Below are 16,730 nucleotides of genomic sequence, written 5' to 3'. Positions count from 1 at the left end.
CTGTCTCCAATTGGGACAGGGCCCGTTTCTATTTATGTTGACATGTCAGCGGGTTTGACTCCCACCAAGCTTCAGGTTTGTCTCGATCTATAACACGGGCGGGCTGAAAACCCTCCTTATAGTTACAGATCGAGACATTGCCAAGGGACGGCCGATAACATCTCGATCTGTAACACGAAGAGGCTGAAAACCGTTCTTACTGTTACAGAATGAGACGTAAGCCGGGGTCGCTGCGTGGTATCTCAATCTGTAACAGATAGGGGAGAAAATGTTCTCTAAATGTTACAGATCGAGACAAAGGCGGGAGCGAACCCAGCCGTTCACCTTGGGCGTGGATTATCGGACGAACGAGCGCGGAAAATCTGCCACTTTGGCCTTGGAGACACGCCAAAAGTGGGAGATTATCCACGCTCGATTTCAAACGGGAGATAATCCACGCTCGAATCTGCCGCGGAATCCCGATCTCGACCTATATATAGGTGCAAATAGGCTGTTATCGAAGTTCGATCCTGAAGGTGTACTCCACTACGCCAAAGTGTTACCTTGGGAAATGTCACCTCTGTATCCAAAACCACTGTCCTTCACATCCAAACTCAACAAAACCGCAGGTCACGGCTATATAGATACGCCCGGAACCGTGTATCTAGAGGTTTTCGTTGACAGCCCCCAAGGTTGCATCGTATTATCTTTTTCGTTCGCGGGGGCGGCGGTCCAAAAGACCAAAGAACCTGCGGATACTTGAACGATTGGGAGTTTGCCCGAGTGGTTAATGGGGACGGGCTGTAAACCCGTTGGCTCTGCCTACATAGGTTCGAATCCTATAGCTCCCACCCGTCAAGTGCCTGTATAGCTCAGTCGGTAGAGCACTTCGTTGGTAACGAAGAGGTCACCAGTTCAAGTCTGGTTGCAGGCTCCATCCGGCGGTGTAGCTCAGTTGGTTAGAGCACACGGTTCATACCCGTGGCGTCACTGGTTCGAATCCAGTCACCGCTACCATAGGTAACACGGTGGCTTCTCAATAGTATGTTGAGAGGCCACTATGGTATAAAGGCAAAGTCCCGTCCGGGGACGACCTGTTTAGAGGAGGGCTTTATGGCCAAAGAGAAGTTTGAGCGCACTAAGCCGCATGTTAACATCGGCACCATTGGTCACGTCGACCACGGCAAGACCACGCTGACCGCTGCCATCACCAAGGTTCTCTCCGAGACCGAGGGCTGCAAGGCTGACTTCACTGCGTTCGAGAACATCGACAAGGCTCCCGAGGAGCGCGAGCGCGGCATTACGATCTCCGTCTCCCACGTCGAGTACGAGACTGCTGCCCGTCACTACGCTCACGTTGACTGCCCGGGCCACGCTGACTACGTCAAGAACATGATTTCCGGTGCTGCTCAGATGGACGGCGCTATCCTGGTCATCGCCGCTACCGACGGCCCCATGGCTCAGACTCGCGAGCACATCCTGCTCGCCCGTCAGGTCGGCGTTCCCTACATCGTCGTCTTCCTGAACAAGTGCGACATGGTTGACGATGACGAGCTCATCGACCTCGTCGAGATGGAGACCCGTGAGCTTCTCTCCGAGTACGATTTCCCCGGCGACGACATCCCCGTCATCCGTGGTTCCGCTCTGGGCGCTCTCGAGGGCGACGCCAAGTGGATGGACGCCATTCGCGAGCTCATGAACGCTGTCGACGAGTACATCCCGACGCCTGCTCGTAACAACGACCTCCCGTTCCTGATGGCCGTTGAGGACGTTATGACCATCTCCGGCCGTGGTACCGTTGCTACCGGCCGTGTCGAGCGCGGTGAGCTCAAGCTCAACGAGCCCGTCGAGATCGTCGGCATCAAGGATACCCAGAACACCGTTGTTACCGGTATCGAGATGTTCCGTAAGTCCATGGACTTCTGCGAGGCTGGCGACAACGTCGGTCTGCTGCTCCGCGGCATCAAGCGCGAGGACATCGAGCGCGGCCAGGTTCTCTGCAAGCCCGGTTCGGTTACCCCGCACACCAAGTTCACCGGCGAGATCTACGTTCTGACCAAGGAGGAGGGCGGCCGTCACACCCCGTTCTTCGATGGTTATCGTCCTCAGTTCTACTTCCGTACCACCGACGTTACCGGTACGGTCAAGCTCCCCGAGGGCACCGAGATGGCTATGCCTGGTGACCACATCACCATCGAGGGCGACCTCATCCACCCGATCGCCATGGAGGAGGGCCTGCGCTTCGCTATCCGCGAGGGTGGCCACACCGTCGGTTCGGGCATCGTCTCCACGATCATTGAGTAAATTAGCTCTTTGATATAGCTGACTTAGAGAACCCGGCACTTATATGGGTGCCGGGTTCTTTTCTGCGATGGATATTGAGCCGTTGCTGGTGTCGAGAGGATTGATAATGGTCCTGGATGCACCGTCGATTAGCTCTCGATGGCTTCATTGATGTGTTCCAAATATGAATGGATCCACCGAGAACCAATTGACTCGAGGTTTTCATTGACAGCACTTACGTGGAGCTGATAAAGTAACAACTCGTGCCCGTACGGGGCGGAAATGAAAGGTTCAGGATACATGCGTACTCTAGTTACTCTTGCGTGCACTGAGTGCAAGCGCCGCAACTATACGACCACCAAGAACAAGTCGACCATGCCTGATCGTATGGAGATCAAGAAGTATTGCCCCTGGTGCCGTCACCACACGCTGCACAAAGAGACTCGCTAGTCTCTAGTCACATACGCCAGTAGTTCAATTGGTAGAGCATCGGTCTCCAAAACCGAGTGTTGAGGGTTCGAGTCCTTCCTGGCGTGCCAGTCATTATTCCGTAAGCTCCCAATTGGGGGCTTACGGTTTACTCATGTATAAGCGCATTGCGCGGAGGTAACCCAAATGGCCAACAAGAAGAACAAGAAGAAGGCTCAGCAGCCGGCACCTGCCAACAACGCTGCCGCCAACTCCAAGGTTGAGGCCAAGAAGGCCGTTGCCAAGAAGAACGAGAAGGCTGCGAAGTCCAAGAAGAACGAGAAGCCTGGTTTCTTCGCCCGCACCAAGAAGTATTTCGCTTCGGTCAAGTCCGAGATGAAGCGTGTCACGTGGCCCGATAAGAAGGAGCTCGTGAACTACTCGGTCGTCGTTTGCGCTTCTCTGATCGTCGTCGGCGTCGTCATCGCTCTGCTCGATGCTGGCTTTGGCGAGGCTCTTGCTCTGTTCTCTGGATTGAGGGGCTAAACCATGTCTAAGCGTTGGTACGTCGTTCACACTTACTCTGGATACGAGAACCGTGTTAAGTCCGATCTCGAGCATCGCATCGAGACTATGGGCATGCAGGACCGTATCTTTGATATCGAGATTCCTATGGAGCGCGTCACCGAGATTAAAGAGGGTGGCAAGCGTGAGACCAAGGATTCCAAGATTTTCCCGGGTTATGTCCTGGTCCGCATGGAGATGGATGACGATGCTTGGACGTGCGTTCGTAACACGCCTGGCGTCACCGGTTTCCTGGGCGGCAACGGCAAGCCCGCTCCGCTTTCTCGCGACGAGTACAACAAGATGACTCGTCGTCCCGGTAAGGGCGATTCGCCCAAGCGCACCTCGGTTGATATTGAGGTCGGCACGTCCGTCCGCGTCACCGATGGCCCGCTTACCGACTTTGATGGCAAGGTCTCCGAGGTTAACACCGAGGCTGGCAAGCTCAAGGTCACGCTGATGATCTTTGGCCGCGAGACGCCGGTCGAGCTCGACTTTAACCAGGTCGCTGTCATCGCTTAAGTTTTCGTCCGTTCGCGCGAGCGTGCTTCTTCTGTGACTGCTCATCTCAGGAGTGCTTCTAACACGTGCGTGCTTACGATATAGCAAGTACTTCACACTCGTGATTCGAAAGGAATGACCATGGCTGAGAAGAAGGTTGCCAACGTCATTAAGCTCCAGATTCCTGCTGGAGCAGCTAACCCCGCTCCTCCCGTCGGTCCCGCCCTGGGCGCTGCTGGCGTGAACATCATGCAGTTCTGCCAGGCCTTTAACGCCGAGACGCAGGACAAGAAGGGCGACATCATCCCCGTTGAGATCTCTGTCTACGAGGATAAGTCCTTCTCCTTCATCACCAAGACCCCGCCGGCGGCTCACCTCATCAAGAAGGAGCTGAACCTTAAGTCTGGTTCCGCTAAGCCCCAGGCCGACAAGGTTGGTCAGCTCTCCCAGGAGCAGCTCACCAAGATCGCCGAGATCAAGATGCCGGACCTCAATGCCAACGACATTGATGCCGCCAAGAAGATCATCGCCGGTACCGCCCGCTCCATGGGCGTCACCATCGCTGAGTAGCGATTTCTTTAGGTAATGACGGGTGCTCCGACCGGGGCGCCCGTTATATGTGTGCAATAGGGCACACGATACGATGTGGGAGGGCTCACGCCCGTTTAACCACAGGAGGTAATGCACATGGCTAAGCATGGTAAGAGCTATAACGCCGCTGCCGAGAAGATCGACCGCGCCACGCTCTACACCCCCCTTCAGGCTGCCAAGCTCATCAAGGAGCTTGATACCGCCAAGTTCGACGAGACCGTCGAGGCCCACTTCCGTCTGGGCATCGATACTCGTAAGGCTGACCAGAACATCCGTGGTTCCATCTCCCTGCCCCACGGCACCGGCAAGACCGTTCGTGTTGCCGTCTTCGCCGAGGGCGAGAAGGCCCGCGAGGCCGAGGCTGCCGGCGCCGACATCATCGGTTCCGACGAGCTCGTCGCCCAGATCCAGAAGGGCGAGATCAATTTCGACGCCGCTATCGCCACGCCGAACATGATGGCCAAGGTTGGCCGCATCGGTAAGATTCTTGGTCCCCGTGGCCTCATGCCGAACCCCAAGCTCGGCACCGTGACCATGGACGTCGCCAAGATGGTCTCCGAGCTCAAGGCCGGCCGCGTTGAGTATCGTGCCGACCGTTACGGCATCTGCCACGTGCCCCTGGGCAAGAAGTCCTTCTCTGAGCAGCAGCTCGTCGAGAACTACGCCGCCCTGTACACCGAGATCCTGCGTGTCAAGCCCTCTTCTGCTAAGGGCAAGTACGTCAAGTCCATCTCCGTGTCTTCCACCATGGGCCCTGGCGTCAAGGTCGATCCCGCTGTCCAGCGTGACTTCCTGGCTGAGTAACTGCTAGTTACTGCCTGAACAAAGCAAGCATTGCTAAAGAAACCCGGTTCTGCCTCGCGCGGGACGGGGTTTCTTGCTTTTGAGTCAACGAAACCACCACGAAGGGGACAGACACCCTTGTGGTGGTTTTACTTGTGTTGTACTTTAGCGCGATGTAGTTCTACCCGAGGCCGAAGGGAGCCCAACATGTTTAAGAACACGCAACAGCTCCTAGGCCTAGCGCTACTAGATTGGATAGCGCGCTAGGGTTGTAATCTCGCTATAACGATTTGTTGTACCCGGGTGCGCTATCGTCTGCCGCTTTCAGGCGTGATGAGCGACATGGGTATTTTTCTATCTCTAGGCCTTCTCTCTCTCCTGAAAGCCATCTGTCATAAAACGGTCAATCAGGAGGAACATATAAGCCGCAAAATCACAATCTTTGACGCCACCCTGTGCGACGGTGAGCAGTCGCCGGGCGCCAGCATGAATACCGAGGAAAAGCTCTTCATCGCCCGCCAGCTGGTGCGCATGAACGTGGACGTTATCGAGGCGGGCTTTCCCATCTCGAGTCCTGGTGACTTTCGCTCCGTACAGGAGATTGGCAAGATTGCGGGCGACCGATGCACGGTATGCGGCCTGACGCGCGCTGTCGACAGGGATATCGAAGTGGCTGCAGAGGCGCTCAAAACGGCCCAGAGGCCCCGTATCCATACAGGGCTGGGTGTGAGCACCAGTCACCTGCGCGACAAGCTCCATATGACTGAGGAAAGGGCAATTGAGTGAGCGATCCATGCCGTCAAACATGCTCGCAAGTTCGTTGACGATGTTGAGTTTTATGCCGAGGATGCCGGCCGCTCCGATCAGGAGTTTCTGGTGCGCATTATCGAGGCGGCCGTAAAGGCCGGTGCCACGGTCGTGAACATCCCCGATACGATGGGCTACAACATGCCGTGGGACTTTGGCGCCCGCATCCGTGACCTGCGCGGGCGCTGCGGGTGCGGCCGGTCAGCGTGCGGTCGACGTGATGGAGTATCGCGAGTACGAGATTGAGCGCATTGCGCGCCAGGCATTTGAGGCGGCGCGCAAACGTCGCGGCAAGGTGACGAGCGTTGATAAGCGCAACGTGCTGGAGACGAGCCGCATGTGGCGCGAGATCGTGCATCGCGTGCAAGACGAGGAGTACTCCGACGTGGAGCTTGAGGACCTGCTCGTCGACAACGCCGCCATGCAGCTCATCAGTCGACCGGCAGACTTTGACGTCGTGGTGACGGAGAACATGTTCGGCGACATCCTGTCCGATGAGGCGGCTCAGATTACCGGATCGCTCGGTATGCTTGCCTCTGCCTCGCTGGATGATGGCGTATCGCTGTTTGGGCCGAGCGCTGGCAGCGCTCCTGACATCGCGGGGCTCGGCGTGGCCAATCCGCTGGCTCAAATCTTGTCGGTGGCGATGCTGCTGACCTACGCGCTCGACATGGGCGAGCAAGCCGCGTGGATCGAGAGCGCCGTGGCGCGCGTGCTCGACGAGGGCTGGCGCACCCGTGACATCGCCGATGTCAACACCCCGGCAGATAAGATCCTCGGCACCACGACGATGGGCGACAAGGTCGTCGCCGCGCTGTAGGCGATGCCGATTCAAGCTGTCAAATATCTCAATCTGTAACATCTAAGGGGCAAAATCGTTCCTACCTGTTACAGATTGAGATTTTCGGCCGAGCATCCGTGGTCTGTCTCGATCTGTAACAGCTAACCGATTATTTGGGCCCTACCTGTTACAGATTGAGACAAACCGTTGGGACAGGTCGGACGAGTCAGCAAAACCACCACAAAGGTGCCGGTCCCCTTCGTGGTGGTTTTTAGCGCAACGAGGTGTTCCCAGCCGACCATACGGGCGGCCTTGCGCTCACGCTGCTCGATGACAGCGCATCTTTAGACGCGAAGTGCGGAACCGGGTGCATATACGAGCCGCGTAGCGTTACGAATTCATGGGAATGACCGTATCGCCAATTTGTACGCTTGCAATCTTGTCTGTGTCACAAACTTGCGAGAACGGCCAGGTCTTGTGGACATCAGTGGTGCCGTTATCCAGTTTATTTGCGAAATAGCCGCTGTAGCTGGTTGCGTCCTCAACATGACCGTCTTTGAACGTCACGATGAGGGGTATGTTGCCAACGGCATCCATAGACTCCTCCATGTTTTGAGACATCTTGCCGCTGTTGTTGTCGTGTTCGATGGAACGATCTATGTTGTAGCGGACTGAAACGCCAACGCAGGATACGGTGGCCTCTTGAATCGTCGCCTTGGTGCCGTTAAAGTTGACCGATTTGGGCGCGGGAATCGTAACGGATGTATCTTCGTAATTCAGCTGGAACTTAAGATCCCATGGGCCCGTAAGTATTTTCTTATACTCGGGAAGCTCTTTGCCAGCACGTGGCACAACGAGAGAGTTGATATGCGTGCGGACGGTCCTGCCCATAAGGCCGGGTGATTCAACGCTGAACTGTGCAAAGTATTGAATGCTGGAGTCATTGGGGTTCTTGTCAATGAGCCATGATTGGCCTTGGCCGCCATGCTCGCCATCAACGTATACGTTTCCATCGACACTTCCGGCGATAGTTCCGTTCTCGCCCGGCTCGGAAAGCTTTTTCAGGGCAGCGGGATCGTCGAACGTAAGCGTATAGGCGATGGTAACCATATCCTTGTCGCCCATGATGGCGTCGGCGGTCACGGTGACTCCGTTGTTGGAGCAGCTAGCACCGACGGGCCGGCCAATACGGTCGATGATCTCGGTTTGAGAAGCAGGTCCGTCAAAGATGTCGGAAAGCATGTCAGAAGGAAGCGGCAGGACGCCTGTTGCCATAGCCGTGCCAGCGCCTCCAATGACGATAGCGAGGACTGCCGTTACAGCGGCAATGCGAGCGACTGTTCTTACGGGATGGCGGGCGATGCGCGGCTTGCGTCGCGTGCCATTAAAGTTGCTTTGAGCGGTCGCCGCATCGCTCGAGGCGACGGACTGAGCAATCGAGTTTGCCATGTGCTGCTTCGCATTATCGGTAAACGAAATGTGCTCCAGGGCGTGGCGATAGTCATTCGAATTCGTAGTCATTGTGGTCTCCTTTCAAGGAAAGCCGAAGTGACGCACGTCCGCGGCTAAGGTGCTGGGCGGTTGCAGCTGGCGTCGCGTGAACGGCGTCTGCGATTTCCCTGATGCTCATGCCTGCGTAGTAGTGCAAAAAGATGGCGATGCGCTGTGCTTGAGGCAGGGCCGTGACAGCGGAAAGAATGGCGCAGTCGCGTTGCGCGAATTCTTGCTCGGTATGTGTTACGGGTGCGCAGAAATCGGGGAGCGAATCGAGGTCGACAACCGGGTGATTCGCGTGCGTACGGCCGATATCGCGACATGCGTTCAGTGCGACTCGGATCACCCAAGCACGTTCGTGTTCGAGCGAGTCGAACGGTTGAGTGCGTTGGAGAATCTTGATCAGCGTGTCCTGGCAGATGTCTTGAGCGTCGTCAGCGGATCCAAGGGCCGAATAGCACAATCGAAGGATGAGGTCGGAATACGTGTCGACCAAGCGCTTTGCTTCCCGCTCGATCTGATCGGCATCGCATCGGAGCGTGCTATTGCGGTTACGGCGTGCAGGCATAGTGTCACCTCCAATTGGTCGTGGTGGATATAGGGAAGGCGTCTCGCGAGGTCCCTCTACATACAACACGGTCGAGACTGCATAAGTTGACAAAAAAAGACGGCACGTGAGCGCCGTCCTTACAAAACAATGAGTGTTCTCGTTAATTACACAAGCACCGTGATGGACAGGTCGGACGAGTCAGCAAAACCACCATAAAGGTGCCTATCCCCTTCGTGGTGGTTGTTGGCAGTTACCAGGGGGTTCTGGCGGTTGAAGACTCGATTGCTTCGTGGCGTTTGAGCTCGCGGCGCATGGTTTGCGAGTTGAGCCAGGCTGCCTGCCAGCCACGGATGGGGTAGCGCGCTTCATCCAGCTCAAACTGCGTATAGCCGCACGCGTTGATGATTGTTGTCCCGCATGCATGCTGGCGCTCACGCTGAAAGTCGCGACCATAGCATTGGTGCACATGCCCGTGCACCATGTAGTCGGCCCCCCAGGACTCAAGCGCTGTGTTAAAGCACTCAAACCCTCGATGCGGCAGGTCGTCCAGGTCGCCCATGCCTGCGACGGGTGCATGGGTAAGTAGAATATCGCATCCGTCTACCAGTGCGATTTTTCGCGATAGCTTGCGCATGCGTTTTGCCATCTCGCGCTCGGTATACATGTTCGCGCCGTCGCGGTAGCGCATGGAACCGCCCAGACCCGCAATGCGAATACCTCGGTACACATATACGCTGTCCTCAACACAAATGCACCCGCCCGGTGCATGGCGCGCGTAGCGGTCGTCGTGGTTGCCACGAACGTACACAAGCGGTTTGTTGATGACAGTGACCAAAAACTCAAGATAGTCCGGATCCAGGTCGCCTGCGGATAGAATCAGGTCAACGTCCTCAAAGCGCTCCTTGCGAAAACATTCCCACAGGCAGCGCTCCTCTACATCGGCAATGGCTAGGATATTCATAGGGCACGGACCTCCGGCTCGTTATCGAGCTGCGGAATCGAGCCTATAACGTTGTCAGCCAGCCAGTCCATCTCGACGATTTGCGTGCTCGGCAGCGGGGGAAAGCCCTCGATCTGCACCACGCCGTCTTGGCTATGGAGCTCGCCGCCAAATGGATTGATGGAGCCCTCGACGATGCCATTGCGGAGCAGCTGAACAAGCTTACGCGTCTGATAGGGCAGGCCCGGAGCGTAGCGAATGTCGATGACGCCCGAGCTCATACCATACCAGTAGTTGACGGCGCGAACCTGGCTGTTGTCACTGGTCTCATCCCAGGTGCCGTGCAGCAGACTTCGCACGATAAGCTCGTAGTATCGGCCCCAGTTCCATACCGGCATGGCGATGCCGGCGACCTTGCCATCGACCAGGCGGTGAAGTCCGTAGGCCGTAGGGTCTTCGAGCGACTTTGACATGTCAGCGCCGGTCATGACGCTCACGCCCTCGCGGCACATGGCCTCGGCAAGGCCTCCGGCGGGCACATCGCCCCAGGTCAGGATAATTTGCGCGCGGGGGTCGAGCAGCGAGGCGCCAATCGCAAAGGCGTTGATCTCGCTGAGCGCGCCCGAGGCGAAGACCGACGCGTGGTAGCCAATGCGGTGGTTGTCCGCCATGCTGGCGGCAAGGGCGCCCAGTAGGAACTTGGCCTCGTACATCTTTCCAAAGTACGAGCGGACGCTTTGGTGGGGAAGGCCGATTGAGCAGTTAAGGAACCGCACCTGGGGATACTCGACTGACGCCCTGAGCGTGTATTCCATGAGCCGGTGTGAGGTCGAGAAGATGACGTTCGCCCCGTGCTTTACGGCTGTCTCGACGGCGGCGTAGAACACGTCCGAATCGTGGCAGTCCTCGAACGCCTCGGTGCGCACGATGCCGCCAAAGTGCTCATCAAGATACCGGCGGCCCTGGTCGTGTAGGCTGTCCCAGCTCGACGTGGCACAGGGAAACTCGTGGATAAAGGCGATTCGCATGGGATTGGCAGTGGAGTAGACGGTCTTGCTCATAAAGAAGTTGAGCACGCCCGAGGTAGCTTTTGTCGGTGCGCCCTCTTTCTCGTTGGGCTGCGGCGCTTCGACAAGATCGACTTTGTCCTCGTCGCTTTTGCCGGCAATGACAAGCTCGCGCCAAATCTTGCACAGACGGTTGACGACGATATCCGTCGGCGTATCCAGCAGACGGTCCTGGTTGTAGACGTTGAGGTAGACGAGCATGGCATCGGCAGGCGTAATGTCCAAGTGGTCGCCGCCCGCGCGAAGATAGGCGCGCTTAAAGAGCAGGAAGGTGTGACGTAGGTAGTCGACCTTCTTTTGAGGCCATTTTTCGACAAGATCTTGGCCGAGCATTTTGGCAAGCATCTCGTAGCCGCCCTCGCGCGAAAACTCAATCTCGTACAGGGGGCATACGTACCAAAAGGCGCAAAACTCACCGTACAGGCGGCTCTCGACGGAATCCCACTTACCGGGGTACAGACGCGTCACCTTGGCCGAAACCGTCGGAGCGTCAAGGAATTTGAGGACGCTGACACGCTTGTTGCCCTCTTGGACGTAAAAGCGGTGCATGAACTCGGTGACGATGATGGGGTCGCGGTAGCCCTCGGAGATTTGGATATCGTAGAGGTTGGACCATTTGCGGGCGAATTCGGTATTCCAGGGGAGCAGCGGCATAAAGTTACACGAAAAGGCGGACTGGCGACCTTTGGTAACCGTGCCGACGACCATTTCGAGCGGAATGTCCCGCAGGCCGATGTTCTCGCGCTGCCCGCAGGGAAGCTGGGCGACCAAGCTGTCGAGGTCCGTAAGATATGGATGCTCGCTTTGGCTGATGGCGCGACGGCGTCCCTGTTCGCCGCGCTTGCGCGCTTGACGATAGGCCTCTTCCATGGTGTCTACTCCCTTAGTCGTTTAAACAACGATATGAACCATGGTACCACGATGCGAAACCACCACAATGGTGCCTGTCCCCTTTGCGGTGGTTTTAGGCGATGATGGGGGCGATGGCGCGGATGCAAGCGTCGGCTGCCGTGAAAGTGGTGCTGTCGTCGCTGACGATAAAGATGATTTTGCCCTTGACGCCAAAGTCGCCGATCTCGCTAAAGAGCACGTAGGGCTCCTTGTCAAAGCCAGAGATGGGAAGCACCGCGGCCTTGGTGGCGTCGGTAAGCTCATCTGCCAGCGCGTCCAACGAGGTCCACTTGGACGTGTCCTTTACGGCAACGGGCACGGCAACGCGCCCAAAGGGCATGAGGTGCACGAGCGTGTTCTTGGAGATATTTGAGTTGGGGACGATGATGGTCTGCCCGCAGGCGTCCTCGATGGTCGTATGGCGCCAGGTGATATCTTGGACCACGCCCGTCACGCCGCCGACCTCGATATTGTCGCCGGGTTTGATGATGCCCATAAAGGTCACCTGCATGCCACCGATAAGGTTTGACAGCGTGTCCTGAAAGCCGAGCGAGATGGCGATGCCGCCGACGCCAAGAGCGGCGACGAGGGCGTTTGCATTAATGCCAAAGCAGTTGTCGAGGATAAAGCTGCCGCCGATCATCCAAATGACGGCGCGCGCGATGTTGATGAAGATGCTTGATGAAGGGAGTGGGTTATCGTCGCGGTTGAGCAGGTGGTACAGGGTCTTGGACGCGACCTTGGCGGCAACGGCGGTGCCGATGGCCAAGATACCTGCCCAGATAATGTTGTGGACCCATCGTTGTGCAAAGAAATGAAGAATCGGCTCAAACAATTCCATGTAGAGAAACCTCCTAATGATCGTCCAACCATGATACCCATCAAGAAGCCCGTCCGATCAAATTCGGACGGGCTTCTGTGCTCGATATGGGGGTTAGCGAAAACCGCCGCAAGGGCGTCTGTCCCTTTGCGGCGGTTTTGACGTTTGCGCAGATAAAACCTGCCAAAATAAACCTGTCCCTTTTTGGTAGGTTTAGCTTAGCAGCATGCGGTCGTTGGCGAGCTCGCCGCCCGAGACCTCCTCGAACTTCTGCAGCAGGTCGGCCACGGTGAGCGACTTCTTCTCGTCACCGGCCACGTCGTAGATCACGTGGCCTTCGTGCATCATGATCAGACGGTTGCCCAGACGGATAGCGTCGTTCATGTTGTGCGTGACCATGAGCGTGGTCAGGTGGTTCTCGTCGACGATCTCCTCGGTCAGGTTGAGCACCTTAGAGGCCGTCTTGGGGTCGAGGGCCGCGGTGTGCTCGTCGAGCAGCAGCAGGCGCGGCCTGGTGAGCGTGGCCATCAGCAGGGTGAGCGCCTGGCGTTGGCCGCCCGAGAGCAGGCCGACCTTGGCGTTGAGACGCGTGTCCAGACCAAGGTCCAGGCGCTTGAGTAGCTCAACGTACTCATCTTTCTCGGCCTTGGTGACGCCCCACGAAAGGCCGCGACGCTGGCCGCGACGCTTGGCGAGGGCCAGGTTCTCGGCGATTTGCATGTCGGCAGCGGTACCGCGCATGGGGTCCTGAAACACGCGGCCCAGGTACTTGGCGCGCTGCGACTCGCTCAGGCGCGAGATATCGGTGCCGTCGAGCTCAATAACGCCCGAATCGAGCGGGTACACGCCGGCGATCATGTTGAGCAGCGTGGACTTGCCGGCGCCGTTGCCGCCGATCACGGTTACAAAGTCGCCGTCATTCAGGGTGAGGTCGACGCCGGTGAGCGCGCGCTTTTCGGTGACGGTGCCCTTGTTAAAGGTCTTCTTGACGTGCGAGAGCTTAAGCATCTGCCTCATCCCCCTTCGTGTAGGAGCTGCGGAGCTTATAACGCTCCCAAACCACGGGCACGCACAGAGCCACAGCGACAATCACAGCGGAGAGCAGCTTCATGTCGTTGGCGTCCATGCCCAACTGCAGCACGATGGCGCGGATAAGGAAGTACACCACGGAGCCAAAGACGGCGGAGGCAAGACGGACGCTAAACTGCGTGAGGCCGCCGGGCAGCAGACGGCCGAGCACCTCACCGATAACAATGGCGGCAAGACCGATAACGATGGCACCGGTGCCCATACCAATGTCGGCATACTTCTGGCTCTGGCAGATGAGCGCGCCCGAAAGGCCGATGAGGGCGTTGGAGAGCACGAGGGCGATCATCTTGGTGGAGTTGGTGTTGACGCCCAGGGCGCGGATCATGTACTCGTTGTTGCCGGTGGCGCGCAGCGCCGAGCCGATCTCGGTGCCAAAGAACCAATACAGGATGGCAACGATAGCCACGGCGAGCAGGATGCCCAAGATGATGGCAACGGTGGACTGCGGCAGACCGGTCATATTGCTGACGGCCGAGAACACGGTGCCCTTGGCAAGAATGGGCGTATTGGACTTGCCCATGATGCGTAGGTTGATGGACCACAGGCTGATCTGGGTGAGGATTCCGGCGAGGATCGCGGGAATCTCAAAGACGGTGGTCAGAATGCCCGTGACGGCGCCCGCGATGGCGCCGGCGCACATACCGGCCAGCACGGCGAGCAGCGGGTCGACGTTGTTATTGACGATGAGTACGGCGCAGACGCAGCCGCCGAGGGCAAAGCTGCCGTCGCAGGTCATATCGGGGATGTCGAGCAGGCGGAACGTGATAAACACGCCAAGCACCATAATGCCCCAGAGGACGCCCTGCGAAACGGCGCCCTGCAATGCAATGAGCATGCTTCATACCTCCTAGGATAGGGTGGACACGTGATGTTCCATAATAGCGGTAACAATGAATATAAGAACGGCAGGCAAACGTTTTGTTATATCTGAAACAAGCAGGGCGAACGCCGGTCTATGACGTTCGCCCCAATGGCTCAGATATTGAATAACGCAGCTATGGGCGAGAACGAACCCTAGATGCGTTACGGCGCATGGTGCTACTCGTCCAGGGCGGAAAGGTCGATGCCCAACGCCTCGGCCATCTCGTCGTTCTTGACGACGACCAGGTTCTTGCTCGAGAGGTGCTTGATCGGCATGTCTTCGGGCTTGGCCTCGCCCTTCAGGATCTTAACGGCCATCTCGCCCGCGGCGTAGCCCAGGTCCTCATAGTTGATGGAGAGGGTGAACAGGCCGCCGGCCATGCACATACCCTCCTCGCCAGTCACGAAGGGGAGCTTGTTCTCCTTGCAGATCTGACCGACCTGCGAAGCGCCCGCGGCGATGGTGTTGTCGGTGGGGGAGTAGAGCGCGTCGACCTTGCCCACGGCGGACTCGACGACGGACTGGATCTCGTTGGAGCTCGAGACGGTGAAATCGGTGTACTCGAGGCCCAGCTTGTTGAGCTCCTTCTTGGCGGCTTTGATCTGGACGTCGGAGTTGGACTCGGCGGTGCAGTAGAGCAGGCCGACCTTTTTAACGTCGGGCAGGACCTTCTGCATCATCTCGAGCTGCTCGGCGACTGGGGTGAGGTCGGAAGCGCCCGTGACGTTGGTGCCGGGCTTGTCGTTGTCCTGGACCAGGCCGGAGGCGGCGTAGTCGGTGATGGCACAGCCCACGATGGGGATATCGGCCGTGGCGCCGGCGGCAGCCTGCGCGGCGGGCGTGGCGATGGCATAAATCAGGTTGACGTTGTCGCCCACAAACTTGTCGGCAATGGACTTACACGTGGACTGGTCGTTCTGGGCGTTCTTCTGGTCGATCTTGACCTTAAGGCCGCTCTCCTTGATGGCCTTGACAAAGCCGTCGTTGGCGGCATCGAGTGCGGAGTGCTCGGTGAGTTGCAGAACGCCGATGGTGTAGTCGGAACCGGCGGCAGCAGAGCCGGAACCAGAGTTGCCGCCGCATCCGGCGAGCGGGGCGAGCGCGAGCAGACCGGCGGAGACCAGAAGGCTCCTGCGGCTGATGGTGATGTCCTTCATATCATTACCCCCAGTATAAAAATGGCTGGAAACACTGCACTGGGACAAAGTGCAAGTGGAACTATAGTAGCGCTGATGTCCATTTTTACAACAGCCTGGCGGGTTTTTTAATACAGAATCGGATGGGCGGTACGGGTAGTCGAATGGGCGGCGGAGGGTCTTATGCGGCGGAGGCGGCGTCGTCCTCGTCCAGGGCGGCGAAGAGCTTCTTGCCGTCGAGGAGACGTGTGGTGACGTTTCTCATGCGGCCGATCTCAACGGTACGCAGCGTGTCGTCGGCGCCTCGCGCGTCATAGACCGTTCCCAGCAAATACGAGATGCCGTCTCGTTGCTTGATGGCAAAGGGCCGGAGTGTCATCCGCGCCACTTCGACCTCTCCGCGTGCCGTGACACTCGAAATATCAAAACTCACCGTGGTTCCGTGGTCGATGGCCTGCTCGATGAGCTCGCAGGCATCGATGCGCTTGACGGGCGTGCGTGTGGCCTTGGTGGATTTGTCGCCTGCGCTTGGAGCAGGCTCGGGTGCATCGAGGTAGCCGCGAACGTCGGCACTCGCCATGGCGACCAGGTGCTGCGCCATGCTTTTTCGAATGGCGATGGGCGTAGAGCGGTTGCGCATGACCATGCCGTGGAGCCGGATGATCTCTTCGTCGGTGAGCGGACGGGTCAAGAGCCGATACCCCACGCCGCGCTTGTATTCAATTTCGTATCCGGCATGGCGAAGTGCGGAGATGGCGGTGTAGATGCTGCGCCGCGCCGCCGAGATGGGCATGCGGGCGGGGTCGTCGGGATGGGCGAGACGCCGGATCAACTCATCGGAAAGCATGGCCTTGTCCTCGCCGGTGTTTTCGCTTAATAGTTGCAGGATGCGAACGGCGCGATAGGCTGCCATCGAGGCGGCGCCCCTCGTCGTGGTCTCGTAAGTTTCAACAGCGGTTTCGGTCATGGCGTCCACGTCCTTTCCGTTTTGGGTGGCGACGGTATGGAGCCTAGGGCGCGGGGCTTTCCCAGGGGTGCAGGACGCTCCGGGCGGTCGGTAGTCGTCGGCAAGCGGCGGGTCGAGTTTTCAACAGCCCTGCTCAACTGACCAAAATCTTGCCAAAAGCTTGACGGATACTGTTGAAAAAAGCGCCCCTCGGCTTGCCGAGAGGCGCTGGCGTGAT

At 57.9% G+C, this 16,730-nt stretch carries 16 protein-coding genes, 4 tRNA genes and 1 pseudogene; 12 read left to right on the top strand and 9 right to left on the bottom strand.

Features of this window, described 5'->3' with window-relative positions; all coding sequences use genetic code 11:
* The first annotated feature begins 748 nt into the window (after positions 1–748).
* The 12 genes and pseudogenes from DW925_RS00635 (at position 749) to DW925_RS00580 (ending at position 6,736) form a co-directional block, all read left to right on the top strand.
* Positions 749–830 (top strand) — tRNA-Tyr (locus DW925_RS00635).
* A gap of 10 nt (positions 831–840) precedes the next feature.
* Positions 841–916 (top strand) — tRNA-Thr (locus DW925_RS00630).
* Positions 917–919: 3 nt separating this feature from the next.
* Positions 920–996: transfer RNA gene (locus DW925_RS00625), tRNA-Met, on the top strand.
* A 96-nt stretch (positions 997–1,092) separates the two neighbouring features.
* Positions 1,093–2,283 (top strand): elongation factor Tu, encoded by a 1,191-nt coding sequence (gene tuf / locus DW925_RS00620; RefSeq protein WP_117563790.1) that lies wholly within the window; start codon positions 1,093–1,095, stop codon positions 2,281–2,283.
* A gap of 279 nt (positions 2,284–2,562) precedes the next feature.
* Entirely contained in the window at positions 2,563–2,712 is a 150-nt protein-coding gene (gene rpmG, locus DW925_RS00615; RefSeq protein ID WP_022093895.1) for a 50S ribosomal protein L33, read from the top strand.
* A gap of 13 nt (positions 2,713–2,725) precedes the next feature.
* A tRNA-Trp gene (locus DW925_RS00610) sits at positions 2,726–2,801 on the top strand.
* A gap of 76 nt (positions 2,802–2,877) precedes the next feature.
* On the top strand, positions 2,878–3,216 hold the full coding sequence (gene secE, locus DW925_RS00605; protein ID WP_117583102.1) for a preprotein translocase subunit SecE: 339 nt from the start codon (positions 2,878–2,880) through the stop codon (positions 3,214–3,216).
* 3 nt (positions 3,217–3,219) lie between these two features.
* Complete coding sequence (nusG, locus tag DW925_RS00600) at positions 3,220–3,756, top strand: transcription termination/antitermination protein NusG (protein ID WP_099432095.1); 537 nt, start codon at positions 3,220–3,222, stop codon at positions 3,754–3,756.
* Between the two features lie 120 nt (positions 3,757–3,876).
* Positions 3,877–4,305, top strand: coding sequence for a 50S ribosomal protein L11 (gene rplK, locus DW925_RS00595; protein WP_022093893.1), 429 nt, complete (start codon positions 3,877–3,879; stop codon positions 4,303–4,305).
* A gap of 117 nt (positions 4,306–4,422) precedes the next feature.
* Positions 4,423–5,130: a 50S ribosomal protein L1 gene (gene rplA, locus DW925_RS00590; RefSeq protein WP_022093892.1), complete on the top strand. Its 708-nt coding sequence runs from the start codon at positions 4,423–4,425 to the stop codon at positions 5,128–5,130.
* Between the two features lie 312 nt (positions 5,131–5,442).
* Positions 5,443–6,162, top strand: a pseudogene (locus tag DW925_RS00585) (hypothetical protein).
* On the top strand, positions 6,086–6,736 hold the full coding sequence (locus DW925_RS00580; protein ID WP_233502585.1) for an isocitrate/isopropylmalate family dehydrogenase: 651 nt from the start codon (positions 6,086–6,088) through the stop codon (positions 6,734–6,736). The pseudogene DW925_RS00585 and the gene DW925_RS00580 overlap by 77 nt, the downstream one beginning before the upstream one ends.
* 351 nt (positions 6,737–7,087) lie before the next feature.
* Here the strand turns inward: DW925_RS00580 and DW925_RS00575 are convergent, their stop codons facing one another.
* From DW925_RS00575 to DW925_RS00535, 9 genes are all read right to left on the bottom strand, one after another.
* Positions 7,088–8,218, bottom strand: coding sequence for a DUF4179 domain-containing protein (locus DW925_RS00575; RefSeq protein ID WP_117583100.1), 1,131 nt, complete (start codon positions 8,216–8,218; stop codon positions 7,088–7,090).
* Positions 8,199–8,759 carry an RNA polymerase sigma factor gene (locus DW925_RS00570; RefSeq protein ID WP_117583099.1) on the bottom strand — a complete coding sequence of 187 codons (561 nt, stop codon included), beginning with the start codon at positions 8,757–8,759 and terminating at the stop codon, positions 8,199–8,201. The genes DW925_RS00575 and DW925_RS00570 overlap by 20 nt, the downstream gene beginning before the upstream one ends.
* A gap of 232 nt (positions 8,760–8,991) precedes the next feature.
* Entirely contained in the window at positions 8,992–9,702 is a 711-nt protein-coding gene (locus DW925_RS00565; RefSeq protein WP_117583098.1) for a metallophosphoesterase, read from the bottom strand.
* Complete coding sequence (locus DW925_RS00560) at positions 9,699–11,618, bottom strand: BMP family ABC transporter substrate-binding protein (protein ID WP_117583097.1); 1,920 nt, start codon at positions 11,616–11,618, stop codon at positions 9,699–9,701. Before DW925_RS00560 ends, DW925_RS00565 begins: the two co-directional genes overlap by 4 nt.
* Positions 11,619–11,712: 94 nt before the next feature.
* Entirely contained in the window at positions 11,713–12,480 is a 768-nt protein-coding gene (locus DW925_RS00555) for a mechanosensitive ion channel family protein (protein WP_117790135.1), read from the bottom strand.
* 192 nt (positions 12,481–12,672) lie between these two features.
* The gene (locus DW925_RS00550; protein ID WP_055250279.1) at positions 12,673–13,467 is read right to left on the bottom strand and encodes an ABC transporter ATP-binding protein; all 795 of its coding nucleotides are present in this window, start codon (positions 13,465–13,467) and stop codon (positions 12,673–12,675) included.
* The gene (locus DW925_RS00545) at positions 13,460–14,383 is read right to left on the bottom strand and encodes an ABC transporter permease (protein WP_006234992.1); all 924 of its coding nucleotides are present in this window, start codon (positions 14,381–14,383) and stop codon (positions 13,460–13,462) included. The genes DW925_RS00550 and DW925_RS00545 overlap by 8 nt, the downstream gene beginning before the upstream one ends.
* 203 nt (positions 14,384–14,586) lie before the next feature.
* The gene (locus tag DW925_RS00540; RefSeq protein WP_117629248.1) at positions 14,587–15,567 is read right to left on the bottom strand and encodes an ABC transporter substrate-binding protein; all 981 of its coding nucleotides are present in this window, start codon (positions 15,565–15,567) and stop codon (positions 14,587–14,589) included.
* Between the two features lie 160 nt (positions 15,568–15,727).
* The gene (locus DW925_RS00535; protein WP_117790134.1) at positions 15,728–16,513 is read right to left on the bottom strand and encodes a hypothetical protein; all 786 of its coding nucleotides are present in this window, start codon (positions 16,511–16,513) and stop codon (positions 15,728–15,730) included.
* Positions 16,514–16,730 lie beyond the last annotated feature (217 nt).

Origin of the sequence: Collinsella sp. AM43-1, assembly GCF_003467925.1 — a bacterium.
Taxonomy (GTDB): Bacteria; Actinomycetota; Coriobacteriia; order Coriobacteriales; family Coriobacteriaceae; genus Collinsella.
This window is presented reverse-complemented; position numbering and strand designations above follow the sequence as displayed.